Annotated in this window: 12 protein-coding genes; 6 read left to right on the forward strand and 6 right to left on the reverse strand. The window is 60.8% G+C overall.

What is annotated here, in order from left to right; translation table 11 throughout:
- Positions 1-128: 128 nt before the first annotated feature.
- The 3 genes from IMW75_RS20160 to IMW75_RS20170 all read left to right on the forward strand — a co-directional run bounded on the left by IMW75_RS20160 (position 129) and on the right by IMW75_RS20170 (position 4,161).
- The gene (locus IMW75_RS20160) at positions 129-1,496 is read left to right on the forward strand and encodes an MFS transporter (RefSeq protein WP_205893550.1); all 1,368 of its coding nucleotides are present in this window, start codon (positions 129-131) and stop codon (positions 1,494-1,496) included.
- Positions 1,497-1,507: 11 nt separating this feature from the next.
- On the forward strand, positions 1,508-3,061 hold the full coding sequence (gene garD / locus IMW75_RS20165; protein ID WP_205893551.1) for a galactarate dehydratase: 1,554 nt from the start codon (positions 1,508-1,510) through the stop codon (positions 3,059-3,061).
- Between the two features lie 158 nt (positions 3,062-3,219).
- Positions 3,220-4,161, forward strand: a complete 942-nt coding sequence (locus tag IMW75_RS20170) for an AEC family transporter (RefSeq protein ID WP_045061478.1) — start codon at positions 3,220-3,222, stop codon at positions 4,159-4,161.
- Positions 4,162-4,290: 129 nt separating this feature from the next.
- On the opposite strand, the gene IMW75_RS20175 is transcribed toward IMW75_RS20170, so the two are convergent.
- From IMW75_RS20175 to gatC, 6 genes are all read right to left on the reverse strand, one after another.
- Positions 4,291-4,671: a carboxymuconolactone decarboxylase family protein gene (locus IMW75_RS20175; RefSeq protein ID WP_045061477.1), complete on the reverse strand. Its 381-nt coding sequence runs from the start codon at positions 4,669-4,671 to the stop codon at positions 4,291-4,293.
- Complete coding sequence (locus tag IMW75_RS20180; RefSeq protein ID WP_205893563.1) at positions 4,668-5,726, reverse strand: calcium/sodium antiporter; 1,059 nt, start codon at positions 5,724-5,726, stop codon at positions 4,668-4,670. The genes IMW75_RS20175 and IMW75_RS20180 overlap by 4 nt, the downstream gene beginning before the upstream one ends.
- A gap of 50 nt (positions 5,727-5,776) precedes the next feature.
- Positions 5,777-6,151, reverse strand: coding sequence for a septal ring lytic transglycosylase RlpA family protein (locus IMW75_RS20185; protein ID WP_045061476.1), 375 nt, complete (start codon positions 6,149-6,151; stop codon positions 5,777-5,779).
- A 148-nt stretch (positions 6,152-6,299) separates the two neighbouring features.
- Positions 6,300-7,745: an Asp-tRNA(Asn)/Glu-tRNA(Gln) amidotransferase subunit GatB gene (gene gatB, locus IMW75_RS20190; protein ID WP_205893552.1), complete on the reverse strand. Its 1,446-nt coding sequence runs from the start codon at positions 7,743-7,745 to the stop codon at positions 6,300-6,302.
- Positions 7,746-7,755: 10 nt separating this feature from the next.
- Positions 7,756-9,207 carry an Asp-tRNA(Asn)/Glu-tRNA(Gln) amidotransferase subunit GatA gene (gene gatA / locus IMW75_RS20195; RefSeq protein ID WP_045061474.1) on the reverse strand — a complete coding sequence of 484 codons (1,452 nt, stop codon included), beginning with the start codon at positions 9,205-9,207 and terminating at the stop codon, positions 7,756-7,758.
- A 16-nt stretch (positions 9,208-9,223) separates the two neighbouring features.
- A complete protein-coding gene (gatC, locus tag IMW75_RS20200; protein ID WP_045061473.1) occupies positions 9,224-9,511 on the reverse strand; it encodes an Asp-tRNA(Asn)/Glu-tRNA(Gln) amidotransferase subunit GatC in 288 nt (95 codons plus the stop codon).
- A gap of 210 nt (positions 9,512-9,721) precedes the next feature.
- On the opposite strand from gatC, the gene mreB reads away from it, so the two are divergent.
- The 3 genes from mreB to mreD all read left to right on the forward strand — a co-directional run bounded on the left by mreB (position 9,722) and on the right by mreD (position 12,509).
- On the forward strand, positions 9,722-10,759 hold the full coding sequence (gene mreB / locus IMW75_RS20205) for a rod shape-determining protein MreB (RefSeq protein WP_015093487.1): 1,038 nt from the start codon (positions 9,722-9,724) through the stop codon (positions 10,757-10,759).
- Between the two features lie 140 nt (positions 10,760-10,899).
- Positions 10,900-12,018 carry a rod shape-determining protein MreC gene (gene mreC / locus IMW75_RS20210; protein ID WP_205893564.1) on the forward strand — a complete coding sequence of 373 codons (1,119 nt, stop codon included), beginning with the start codon at positions 10,900-10,902 and terminating at the stop codon, positions 12,016-12,018.
- On the forward strand, positions 12,018-12,509 hold the full coding sequence (gene mreD / locus IMW75_RS20215; RefSeq protein ID WP_045061471.1) for a rod shape-determining protein MreD: 492 nt from the start codon (positions 12,018-12,020) through the stop codon (positions 12,507-12,509). The genes mreC and mreD overlap by 1 nt, the downstream gene beginning before the upstream one ends.
- Positions 12,510-12,555 lie beyond the last annotated feature (46 nt).

The raw sequence follows: 12,555 nt of genomic DNA on the forward strand, positions 1-12,555 counted from the left end.
GCCTGCCAGCGATGGCATCACCGCGGTGTAACTGACATACCGAGGTGCCCGCATCGCCGGCAGGCCAGCTCCCACAAAAACAACACCGTTATTACCCGCATAAAAATAATCAGTGGGAGTACATCTACATGCAAGCGACCAAGCCGACCCACGTCCGCTATTTGATATTGCTCATGCTTTTCCTGGTGACCACCATCAACTACGCCGACCGGGCAACCATTGCCATCGCGGGCTCCAGCCTGCAAAAAGACCTCGGCATTGATGCGGTCACCCTCGGTTACATCTTCTCTGCATTCGGTTGGGCCTACGTGGCCGGGCAAATTCCCGGTGGCTGGCTGCTGGACCGTTTCGGCTCGAAAAAAATCTATGCACTGAGCATTTTCACCTGGTCGCTGTTTACCGTGTTGCAGGGTTATGTCGGCGAGTTCGGCATGTCCACGGCGGTTGTGGCGCTGTTCATGCTGCGTTTCCTCGTGGGCCTGGCTGAAGCACCTTCTTTCCCCGGCAACGCGCGCATCGTCGCGGCCTGGTTCCCAACGGCGGAACGCGGCACCGCTTCGGCGATCTTCAACTCGGCGCAATACTTTGCCACCGTGCTGTTCGCGCCGCTGATGGGCTGGATCGTCTACAGCTTCGGCTGGCAGCACGTCTTTATCGTGATGGGCGTAATTGGCATCATCTTCTCGGGCATCTGGCTGAAAGTGATCTACAGCCCGCGTCAACACCCGATGATCAACGAGGCCGAATTCAAGCACATCGCCGACAACGGCGGCATGGTCGACATGGACCAGGACAAAGGCAAAGGCGCCAAGGCTGACGGACCGAAGTGGGACTACATCCGTCAATTGCTGACCAACCGCATGATGCTCGGTGTCTACCTGGGCCAGTACTGCATCAACGGTATCACCTACTTCTTCCTGACCTGGTTTCCGGTATACCTGGTGCAGGAACGCGGCATGACCATCCTCAAGGCAGGTTTCATTGCCTCGTTGCCGGCCATCTGTGGCTTTATCGGTGGTGTACTCGGCGGGGTGATTTCCGATTACCTGTTGTGCAAGGGGCACTCCCTGACCTTCGCTCGCAAGGCGCCGATCATTGCCGGCCTGCTGGTCTCCAGCAGCATTGTGGCGTGCAACTATGTCGATGTTGAATGGATGGTCGTCGGCTTCATGGCCCTGGCTTTCTTCGGCAAAGGCGTGGGTGCGCTGGGTTGGGCAGTGGTGTCCGACACGTCGCCCAAGCAGATTGCCGGTCTGAGTGGTGGCCTGTTCAACACGTTCGGTAACATCGCCTCGATCACCACGCCGATCGTGATCGGCTACATCATCAGCTCCACCGGCTCGTTCAAATGGGCCCTGGTGTTCGTCGGTTGCAACGCACTGGTTGCGGTGTTCAGCTACCTGGTGATCGTCGGTCCGATCAAGCGCGTGGTGCTCAAGGAACCGCCGGTGAGCGGTCCTGAAACTCATAATAAATTGTCTCAAGCGCATTCCTGAGGAGCGGCGTCATGCAGTTGATTGAACATTCCGACTCGCCGCGCTACATCCGCCTCAACGAGCGGGACAACGTGGTCGTGGTGGTTAACGATCAGGGCGTGCCGGCGGGCACAGCGTTTGCGGACGGTCTGGTAACCCTGGACTTTGTGCCGCAGAGCCATAAGGTCACCCTGGAAGACATTCCCGAGGGTGGCCAGGTGATTCGCTACGGCCAGACCATTGGCTACGCGTTGCAGCCGATTCCCCGCGGCAGTTGGGTCAATGAGGATCAACTGCGCATGCCGACCGCGCCACCCCTGGACAGCCTGCCGCTGTCCACCGAAGTACCGGCGGTGCAGGCTCCGCTGGAAGGCTTTACCTTCGAGGGTTATCGCAACGCCGATGGCACCGTGGGCACGCGCAACATCCTCGGCATTACCACCACGGTGCAGTGCGTCACCGGCGTGCTCGATCATGCGGTCAAGCGCATCAAGGACGAGTTGCTGCCCAGGTATCCGCATGTCGACGACGTGGTGGCGCTGACCCATAGCTATGGCTGTGGCGTGGCGATTACCGCAACAGACGCGTACATCCCCATCCGTACCGTGCGCAACCTGGCGCGCAACCCGAACCTGGGTGGCGAGGCGCTGGTGATCAGCCTGGGCTGCGAGAAGTTGCAGGCCGGGCAGGTGATGCACGAAGGGGACAGTTCGGTAGACCTGAGCGACCCGTGGTTGTACCGACTGCAGGATTCCAGTCACGGGTTCACCGAGATGATCGAACAGATCATGGCGCTGGCCGAGACTCGCTTGAAAAAGCTCGACCAACGTCGTCGCGAAACCGTGCCGGCATCCGAGCTGATTCTGGGTATGCAGTGCGGCGGCAGCGATGCGTTTTCCGGGATCACCGCCAATCCGGCCCTGGGCTACGCCTCGGACCTGTTACTGCGGGCCGGTGCCACGGTGATGTTCTCCGAAGTCACCGAGGTGCGCGACGCGATCTACCTGCTGACCTCCCGCGCTGAAACCGAGGAAGTGGCGCAGGAACTGGTGCGGGAAATGGACTGGTACGACCGATACCTGGCCAAGGGAGAAGCGGATCGCAGTGCCAACACCACGCCGGGTAACAAGAAAGGCGGGTTGTCGAACATTGTCGAGAAGTCGCTGGGCTCGATCGTCAAGTCCGGCAGCAGCGCGATCAATGGCGTGCTGGGCCCTGGCGAACGCTTCAAGCGCAAAGGCCTGATTTTCTGCGCGACCCCGGCCAGTGATTTTGTCTGCGGGACCTTGCAGCTGGCGGCCGGGATGAACCTGCACGTATTCACCACCGGGCGCGGTACCCCGTATGGTCTGGCGATGGCGCCGGTAGTGAAGGTCTCGACCCGCACCGAGCTGGCGCAACGCTGGCCTGACCTGATCGATATCGACGCCGGGCGGATTGCGACAGGGCGGGCTTCGATCGAGGACCTGGGGTGGGAGTTGTTCCACTATTACCTGGATGTTGCCAGCGGCAAGAAACAGACATGGGCCGAGCAGCACAAGCTGCATAACGACATCACCTTGTTCAACCCAGCGCCGATTACCTGAGGCCGAGCTGCCTGAAAAAGATCGCAGCCTGCGGCAGCTCCTACATTGGAATGCATACTCTGTAGGAGCTGCCGCAGGCTGCGATCTTTTGATCTTAATGTGCTCGGGGTGGCTTATCATTAGCCACCTAACGACGCTCACCCAAGGTTAATTCCGGCATGCTGGCAATCTTCCTCGAAACCCTGAACATCACCGCCCCGGTGTTTGCCATGCTGTTTCTGGGTGTGCTGCTCAAACGCATCGACTGGATCAACGACAACTTTATCCACACCGCATCGGCCCTGGTGTTCAACGTCACCATGCCGGCGCTGCTGTTCCTGGGCATCCTGCATGCCGACCTGCATGCCGCCCTGCAACCGGAACTGCTGATCTATTTCTCGGTGGCGACCCTGGTGTGTTTCGCCATCGCCTGGGGCTGGGCGATCTGGAAATGTCCGCGGGAAGATCGCGGGATCTACACCCAGGGCGCATTCCGCGGTAACAACGGGGTGATCGGCCTGGCGCTGGCGGCGAGCATGTACGGCGACTACGGGATTTCCCTTGGGGCGATTCTCGCGGCGCTGGTGATCCTGTTCTACAACACCCTCTCGACTATCGTCCTGGCGGTGTACAGCCCGGTGATCAAGTCCGACCCCTGGAGTATCTTCAAGAGCGTGATGATCAACCCGTTGATCATCAGCGTGATTGCAGCGGCACCCTTTGCCTATTTCAAGATCGGCCTGCCGGGTTGGCTGGAAACCTCCGGGCAGTACCTGGCGCAGACCACTTTGCCCCTGGCCCTGATCTGCATTGGCGGCACCCTTTCGCTGGCAGCGATGCGAAAAAGTGGCTCGATGGCGCTCAGTTCCAGCCTGGTCAAGATGATCGGCCTGCCGGTACTGGCGACGCTGGGCGCGTGGCTGTGGGGGTTTCGCGGGGCGGAACTGGGGATTTTGTTCCTGTACTTCGGCAGCCCGACCGCTGCAGCCAGTTTTGTCATGGCTCGCCAGGCCAATGGCAACCATGAGCTGGCGGCAGCGATCATTGTCATCACCACGTTGATGGCGGCGGTGACCACCAATGTCGGGATCTTTTTGTTGCAGTGGGGCGGGTGGATTTAGCGCAGGGGGTTGCGGCGTTCTCCAGGGCCTCATCACGAGCAGGCTCGCTCCCACATTTGGAATGCATTCCCCTGTGGGAGCGAGCCTGCTCGCGATGGCGGCAGACCTGTCACCACAACTTTCGAATAATCATTCCGGCTTCTGGTAAGTATCAATCACTTCCTGCGCCGCCCTGAACGCATCGATGGCCGCCGGTACTCCTGCATACACCGCACAATGCAACAGCGCCTCGCGAATCTCTTCCACTGTGCAGCCATTGTTCAACGCCCCGCGCACGTGCCCCTTCAATTCCTGCGGACACTTGAGTGCGGTCAGCGCGGCAAGGGTGATCAGGCTGCGGGTTTTCAGCGGCAGGCCCTCGCGATTCCATACGCTGCCCCATGCGTGCTCGTTGACGAAGTCCTGCAGCGGCTGGGTAAAATCGGTGGCATTGCCCAGTGCGCGATCGACAAAAGCATCGCCCATCACTTGCCGACGCACTTCAACGCCGGGTTTTTTATTGTCGGTCATGGCACTTCCTTTTTGTGGTGTTGGCGACGCCAGGCGAGCAGTGACGTAAGCAGCACAAACGCCCCCAGGGCCGGCAGGACGAAAAACAGCATCAGGTGTTCAAGCTTGCCGGCCAGCGGCATGCCGGTGGTGAAGGACACCACATGCAGGCCGTAGGCCAGGTACAGTCCCAGGAAAACCAGGCCTTCGGCACGCGTCACCCGGTAACCGGAGTAGAAGATTGGCAGGCACAGCGCGGCGACGCCGAGCATCACCGGCAGGTCGAAATCCAGGGCGTTGGGCGAGACCGACAAGGGCGTCGGAGCAATCAGCGCCGTGACGCCGAGCACGCCCAGCAGGTTGAACAGGTTGCTGCCAATGACGTTGCCCACGGCAATTTCACGCTGGCCGCGCAAGGCCGCAATCAACGAGGTGGCCAATTCCGGCAGGGAAGTGCTGATGGCCACGATGGTCAGGCCGATGATCCGTTCCGAAAGCCCAAGATCAGTCGCGACCGCGACCGCAGCGCCCAGTAGCAAGTGGCCAGCATACACCAGCATCCCCAGGCCGGCGACGATCATCAGCAGGCTGCTGAACCAGGGCGCCTGGCGAGTTTCATCGTGAGATGGCGGCCGCGTCGAGTGGCGCGACTGGCGCAACAACAAGCCCAGGTACACCATCAGCGCGGCCAGCAGCACCATGCCGTCGAAGCGGGTCAGTTCTTCATTCCAGGCGAGTATGAAGACCAGCAGGCTGGCGCCGATCATCAGTGGAATATCCAGGCGCACCAACTGCCGGGACACCCGCAGCGGGATAATCAGCGCCGACAGGCCAAGCGTTACCAGGATGTTGAAAATGCTGCTGCCGATGACGCTGCCCACTGCGATGTCGACGTTCTGTGCCAGGGTCGCCTGCAGGCTGATGGCCATTTGTGGTGCGCTGCTGCCGAGGGCGACGATGGTCAGGCCGATGATCAGCGGCCGCACGTGCAGGCGTGCGGCCAGGCGTACGGCGGCCCGCACCATCAGCTCGGCGCCGGCGATCAGTAGAACCAGGCCGCTGAGCAATTCAATCACGTTGATCAGGGGCAAATCTGCAAGTCCGAAAATGGTCGGCGCTCCAGCTGTCAGTCGTCGAGGGCTTGCACACGCACCCGGGCGGTCCCGCTTCTGAGCATGCCCAGGCGTGCGGCAGCCTCGTGGGAAAGGTCAATCAGTCGCCCACGGGTGTGCGGCCCGCGGTCATTGATGCGGACCACGCAAGACTTGTCGTTGCTCAGGTTGGTGACCTTCACCCGCGTACCGAAGGGTAGTTGGCGATGGGCTGCGGTCAGGGAATTCTTGTTGAAACGCTCGCCACTGGCGGTGCGTTTACCTTGGTGTTTGGCGCCGTAATACGAAGCCGTGCCGGTCTTGTCGTAGCCGTGTGGATCGATGATGTCGTTGCTGGCGCAACCGGCCAACAGAGAGAGCAGGGCGCAAAGGCCGAGTAGACGCTTCATTCAAGGTTTCCCGAAAACAAATGTGGGAGCCAGCCTGCTGGCGATTGCGGAGTGTCAGACACGGATAGGGTGAATGTCAGACCGCTATCGCCAGCAGGCGGGCTCCCACAAGGAGTCGAGCCAGATTTGAAGGCTGGCTCCATTCTCATCAGCCTTCGAGCTTGCTTTTCAGCAGTTCGTTGACCTGTTGCGGGTTGGCCTTGCCTTTGGAGGCTTTCATGGCCTGGCCGACGAAGAAGCCGAACATCTTGCCGCGTTTGGCTTCGTCTGCCGCGCGGTATTGTTCGACCTGCTCGGCGTTGGCCGCGAGCATCTCGTCCAGCACCGCCGAGATCGCACCGGTGTCGGTCACTTGCTTGAGGCCGCGCTTGTCGATGATCTCGTCTGCGCTGCCTTCGCCGCTGGCCATGGCTTCAAAGACCACCTTGGCGATCTTGCCGGAGATGGTGTTGTCCTTGATGCGCAGCAGCATCCCGCCCAGTTGCTCGGCCGAGACCGGCGACTGGTCAATGTCCACGCCCTGCTTGTTCAACAGGCTGCCCAGCTCAACCATCACCCAGTTGGCCGCCAGCTTGGCGTCGCCGCTGATGCTCACGACTTTCTCGAAGTAATCGGCTTGTTCGCGACTGGTGGCCAGGACGCTGGCGTCGTAGACCGACAGACCGAACTGCTCCTGGAAACGCTCGCGCTTCTGCGGCGGCAATTCCGGCAGGGTCGTGCGCACGTCGTCGAGGAACGAGTCCTCGATGACCACTGGCAGCAGGTCCGGATCCGGGAAGTAACGGTAGTCGTTGGCTTCCTCCTTGCTGCGCATCGGACGGGTTTCGTCCTTGTTAGGATCGTACAGGCGGGTCTGCTGGATCACTTTGCCGCCGTCTTCGATCAGCTCGATCTGACGCTGCACTTCGGTGTTGATCGCCTTCTCGATGAAACGGAACGAGTTGACGTTCTTGATTTCGCAGCGCGTGCCGAACTCGGCCTGGCCCTTCGGACGGATCGACACGTTGCAGTCGCAACGCAGCGAACCTTCGGCCATGTTGCCATCGCAGATGCCCAGGTAACGCACCAGTGCGTGGACAGCCTTGACGTAAGCCACGGCTTCCTTGGCACTGCGCATGTCCGGCTCGGAAACGATTTCCAGCAGAGGCGTGCCGGCGCGGTTCAGGTCGATGCCGGTGGCGCCATTGAACTCTTCGTGCAGGCTTTTACCGGCGTCTTCTTCCAGGTGCGCCCGGGTGATGCCGACGCGCTTGACCGTGCCGTCTTCCAAGGCGATGTCCAGGTGGCCCTTGCCGACAATCGGCAGTTCCATCTGGCTGATCTGGTAGCCCTTGGGCAGGTCCGGATAGAAGTAGTTTTTACGGGCGAACACGTTGTGCTGGCCGATTTCGGCATCGATGGCCAGGCCAAACATCACCGCCATGCGCACCGCTTCCTGGTTCAGTACCGGCAGGACGCCAGGCATGCCGAGGTCAACCAGGCTGGCCTGGGTGTTCGGCTCGGAACCGAAAGTGGTGGAGCTACCGGAAAAAATTTTCGACCGGGTGGTGAGCTGGGTATGAATCTCCAGCCCGATCACGACTTCCCATTGCATGTGTTTCTCCTCAGAAGCCGGTTGGGGTGCGGGTGTGCCAGTCAGTGTTGAGCTGATACTGGTGAGCAACGTTCAACAGGCGGCCTTCCTGGAAATACGGGGCAAGCAGTTGCACGCCCACCGGCAGGCCATCGACGAAACCTGCTGGCATGGACAAGCCCGGCAAGCCGGCGAGGTTGGCGGTGATGGTGTAGACGTCTTCCAGGTAGGCAGCGACCGGGTCACTGTTCTTGGCGCCGAGCTTCCAGGCCGGGTTCGGCGTGGTTGGGCCGAGGATGATGTCGACCTCGTTGAAGGCGGCCATGAAGTCGTTTTTCACCAGGCGGCGGATCTTCTGCGCCTTCAGGTAATAGGCGTCGTAGTAGCCGGCCGACAGCGCGTAGGCGCCGACCATGATGCGGCGCTGCACTTCCGGGCCGAAACCTTCACCGCGGGAACGCTTGTACAGGTCGATCAGGTTTTTCGGGTCTTCGCAGCGATAGCCGAAACGCACCCCGTCGAAACGCGACAGGTTGGAGGAGGCTTCTGCCGGGGCGATCACGTAGTACGCAGGAATCGCGTGCTGCATGTTCGGCAGGCTGATTTCCTTGATCACGGCACCGAGCTTCTCCAGCTCCTTGATGCTGTTGTGGATCAGCTCGGCGATCCTCGGGTCCAGACCGGCGCTGAAGTATTCCTTCGGCACGCCGATGCGCAGCCCTTGCAACGAGCCGTTGAGGCTGGCGCTGTAATCCGGCACGGGCTCGTCGATGCTGGTGGAGTCATTGGCATCGAAACCGGCCATGCCTTGCAGCAGGATCGCGCAGTCTTCGGCGGTGCGCGCCAGCGGACCGCCCTGGTCGAGACTGGAGGCGTAAGCGATCATGCCCCAGCGCGAAACACGACCGTACGTCGGTTTAAGGCCTGTGAGGTTGGTAAACGCGGCCGGCTGACGAATGGAGCCGCCGGTGTCGGTCGCGGTGGCGGCCGGCAGCAGGCGCGCGGCAACGGCCGCAGCTGAACCACCGGACGAACCGCCCGGTACGTGTTCCAGGTTCCACGGGTTTTTCACCGCGCCGTAGTAGCTCGACTCGTTGGCCGACCCCATGGCGAATTCGTCCATGTTGGTCTTGCCCAGGGTCACGGCCCCGGCAGCGGCCAGCTTGGCAACCACGGTGGCATCGTACGGCGCCTTGAAGTTGTCGAGCATCTTCGAGCCGCAGCTGGTGCGGATGCCCTGGGTGCAGAACAGGTCCTTGTGGGCGATCGGCGCGCCAAGCAGGGCGCCGCTCTCACCATTGGCCCGGCGGGCGTCAGCGGCTTTGGCCTGCTGCAGCGCGAGGTCCTCGGTGAGGCTGATGAAGCTGTTGAGCTGTGGATCGAGCTGGGCGATACGCGCCAGCAGGACCTTGGTCAGCTCTTCGGAAGAAAACTTTTTGTCGGCGAGTCCGCGGGCGATCTCGGCCAGAGTCATTTGATGCATTGCAGGCTCTTTCCCTTTAGTCGATGACTTTCGGAACCAGGTACAGGCCGTTTTCGACCGCTGGTGCGATGGACTGGTAGGCCTCGCGATGATCGGTCTCGGTCACGACGTCCGCGCGCAGGCGCTGGCTGGCTTCCAGTGGGTGGGCGAGCGGCTCGATACCGTCGGTATTGACCGCCTGCATTTCGTCGACCAGCCCGAGAATGCTGTTCAGGGCCGAAGTGATGTGTGGAAGATCGGCATCATTGAGGCCAAGGCAGGCCAGATGAGCGATTTTTTCCACGTCGGAGCGTTCAAGCGCCATGGGAATCTCCAGTGGAAAACAGAACGGACGGCGTCCGTGTGTTAGATTGTCGGAACACTACCGCATTTCTACGGTCATAAGGCCGCGATTGTGGGGGTTGGTGCACAGAAAAGCGGCCAATTTAACATATTGGCGCCTTGCCCAAAATCCCTGTCGTTGTTAGAGTTTGCCGCACTTTTTTACCCACGCGTTGCCTAGGGTCCTTTCCCCATGTTCAAGAAACTGCGTGGCATGTTTTCCAGCGATCTTTCCATTGACCTGGGCACTGCCAACACCCTTATTTACGTGCGCGAGCGCGGAATCGTTCTGAATGAGCCATCGGTTGTGGCCATTCGGACACACGGTAACCAGAAAAGTGTCGTGGCCGTCGGCACCGAGGCCAAGCGTATGCTCGGCCGTACTCCAGGAAATATTGCTGCCATTCGTCCGATGAAAGACGGCGTAATCGCCGACTTCAGCGTCTGCGAAAAGATGCTGCAGTACTTCATCAACAAGGTTCATGAAAACAGCTTTCTGCAGCCTAGCCCGCGAGTGCTGATCTGCGTTCCATGCAAATCCACCCAGGTTGAGCGTCGTGCCATCCGTGAATCGGCCCTGGGTGCCGGTGCCCGTGAAGTGTTCCTGATCGAAGAGCCGATGGCTGCTGCGATCGGCGCCGGCCTGCCGGTAGAGGAAGCTCGCGGTTCGATGGTGGTCGACATCGGTGGCGGTACCACTGAAATCGCGCTGATCTCCCTGAACGGTGTGGTCTATGCCGAATCCGTACGGGTTGGCGGCGACCGCTTCGACGAAGCGATCATCACCTACGTGCGTCGCAACTATGGCAGCCTGATCGGCGAATCCACCGCCGAGCGCATCAAGCAGGAAATCGGTACGGCCTACCCGGGCGGCGAAATTCGCGAAGTCGATGTTCGCGGTCGCAACCTGGCTGAAGGCGTGCCACGTGCTTTCACCCTGAACTCCAACGAAGTGCTGGAAGCTCTGCAAGAGTCCTTGGCTACCATCGTTCAGGCAGTGAAAAGCGCACTGGAGCAATCGCCTCCGGAACTGGCTTCCGACATCGCCGAGCGTGGCCTTGTGCTGACCGGTGGTGGCGCCCTGCTGCGTGACCTCGACAAGTTGCTGGCCCAGGAAACCGGCCTGCCGGTGATCGTTGCCGAAGACCCGTTGACCTGCGTTGCTCGCGGCGGTGGCCGTGCATTGGAAATGATGGATAAACACACCATGGACCTGCTCTCCAGCGAATAAGTCGCGGGGTTGCATCTATGCTGTTGAGCGCACAGGCAGCACTTTGCAGTGCTGCCTGTTGGCGTTTATCTTCTGTCAGTCTGCATCCAGGCCGGTCTGCCGTATGAATAAACAAAACATTTGCCTGGGAGGAGCGGCTTATTAAACCGCTTTTCACCAAAGGGCCTTCACTGGGCGTGCGCTTGTTGGTGCTGGTCGTGCTATCGGTCGCACTGATGGTGGTCGATGCCCGCTTCACACTGCTCAAGCCAGTGCGTAGCCAAATGTCGCTGGTGCTGATGCAGTCCTACTGGATCACCGACCTGCCGCAGCGGTTATGGCAGGGTGTGGCCAGTCAGTTTGGCAGCCGCACCGAACTGGTCGCCGAAAACGAAAAACTCAAGACCGAAAACCTGCTGCTGCAGGGGCGCATGCAAAAGCTTGCCGCCCTGACCGAGCAGAACGTTCGGCTGCGCGAGTTGCTTAACTCCTCGGCCCTGGTCAACGAAAAAGTCGAAGTGGCCGAGTTGATCGGCATGGACCCCAATCCCTTCACCCATCGCATCATCATCAACAAGGGTGAGCGCGATGGCGTGGTCCTCGGCCAGCCGGTACTTGATGCCCGTGGCCTGATGGGGCAGGTCGTCGAGTTGATGCCCTATACCTCCCGCGTGTTGCTGCTGACCGATACCACCCACAGCATTCCGGTGCAGGTCAATCGAAACGGCCTGCGCGCAATCGCCAGCGGCACCGGTAACCCGGAACGCCTGGAACTGCGCCATGTAGCCGATACGGCCGACATCAAGGAAGGCGACCTGCTGGTCAGTTCCGGCTTGGGCCAGCGGTTCCCGGCCGGTTACCCGGTGGCGACGGTCAAGGAAGTAATCCATGACTCCGGCCAGCCATTTGCCATCGTTCGCGCCGTGCCCACCGCCGCATTGAACCGCAGCCGTTACCTGCTGCTGGTGTTCAGCGACGGGCGCACGGCCGAAGAGCGTGCCAATGAAGCGGCCCAGGCCCAGGAAACCCTGGACCAGTACGGTGGCGGCCCGATGATTCCTGCCACGGTGCCCAAACCCGCCATAGTCCCGGCAGCGGCAGCAGCAGCAGCAGCAGCAGCAGCAGCTGCGCCTGCGGCTCCCGCTGTGCCGGCGGTCGTCGCGCCGGTGGCGCCTGCCGCCACGACCCCGGTCAAGCCTGTTGTGACAAAGCCGCCGGTCACCAGGCCTGCTGCCAAACCGCCTGTCTCTGCACCGGCTAACACTGGGGGACGAGAATAATGGTCGGTACGACTGCATCCCGAAACGGCTGGATCGTCTGGCTGACCTTCGCCATCGGCATGCTGCTCAGCGTCTCACCGCTGCCGCAGTTCATGGAAATCCTGCGCCCATTGTGGCTGGCATTGCTGCTGGCCTTCTGGGCACTGGCGATGCCGCAGAAAGTCGGCATGGTCACCGCATGGTGCCTGGGTCTGGCCGAGGACGTGCTCTATGGCACGCTGCTGGGCCAGAACGCCTTGATTCTCACGCTCATCACCTTCCTGGTGCTGTCGCTGCAACAACGCCTGCGGATGTTCCCTATGTGGCAGCAGAGCCTGGTGATCCTGGTGATCTTCGGCCTGGCCCAACTGGTTCAGCTATGGCTCAGCGCCCTCACCGGTAATCGCCAGCCGACACTGGCGCTGGTATTGCCCGCTCTGGTCAGTGCCCTGCTGTGGCCGTGGATCAGCTACGGTTTGCGCGGGCTGCGTCGACGCTACAAGATCAACTAAATCGGTCAGGCATTTGCCCGCACGGGTGTACTGGACAGGGAGATGT

It is taken from the genome of Pseudomonas gregormendelii, from assembly GCF_017114825.1.
Taxonomy (GTDB): domain Bacteria; phylum Pseudomonadota; class Gammaproteobacteria; order Pseudomonadales; family Pseudomonadaceae; genus Aquipseudomonas; species Aquipseudomonas gregormendelii.

Coding starts and splice junctions, on each gene's coding strand:
- IMW75_RS20160 (WP_205893550.1), top strand. CDS start 129: ATGCAAGCGACCAAGCCGACCCACGTCCGCTATTTGATATTGCTCATG.
- garD (WP_205893551.1), top strand. CDS start 1,508: ATGCAGTTGATTGAACATTCCGACTCGCCGCGCTACATCCGCCTCAAC.
- IMW75_RS20170 (WP_045061478.1), top strand. CDS start 3,220: ATGCTGGCAATCTTCCTCGAAACCCTGAACATCACCGCCCCGGTGTTT.
- IMW75_RS20175 (WP_045061477.1), bottom strand. CDS start 4,671: ATGACCGACAATAAAAAACCCGGCGTTGAAGTGCGTCGGCAAGTGATG.
- IMW75_RS20185 (WP_045061476.1), bottom strand. CDS start 6,151: ATGAAGCGTCTACTCGGCCTTTGCGCCCTGCTCTCTCTGTTGGCCGGT.
- gatB (WP_205893552.1), bottom strand. CDS start 7,745: ATGCAATGGGAAGTCGTGATCGGGCTGGAGATTCATACCCAGCTCACC.
- gatA (WP_045061474.1), bottom strand. CDS start 9,207: ATGCATCAAATGACTCTGGCCGAGATCGCCCGCGGACTCGCCGACAAA.
- gatC (WP_045061473.1), bottom strand. CDS start 9,511: ATGGCGCTTGAACGCTCCGACGTGGAAAAAATCGCTCATCTGGCCTGC.
- mreB (WP_015093487.1), top strand. CDS start 9,722: ATGTTCAAGAAACTGCGTGGCATGTTTTCCAGCGATCTTTCCATTGAC.
- mreD (WP_045061471.1), top strand. CDS start 12,018: ATGGTCGGTACGACTGCATCCCGAAACGGCTGGATCGTCTGGCTGACC.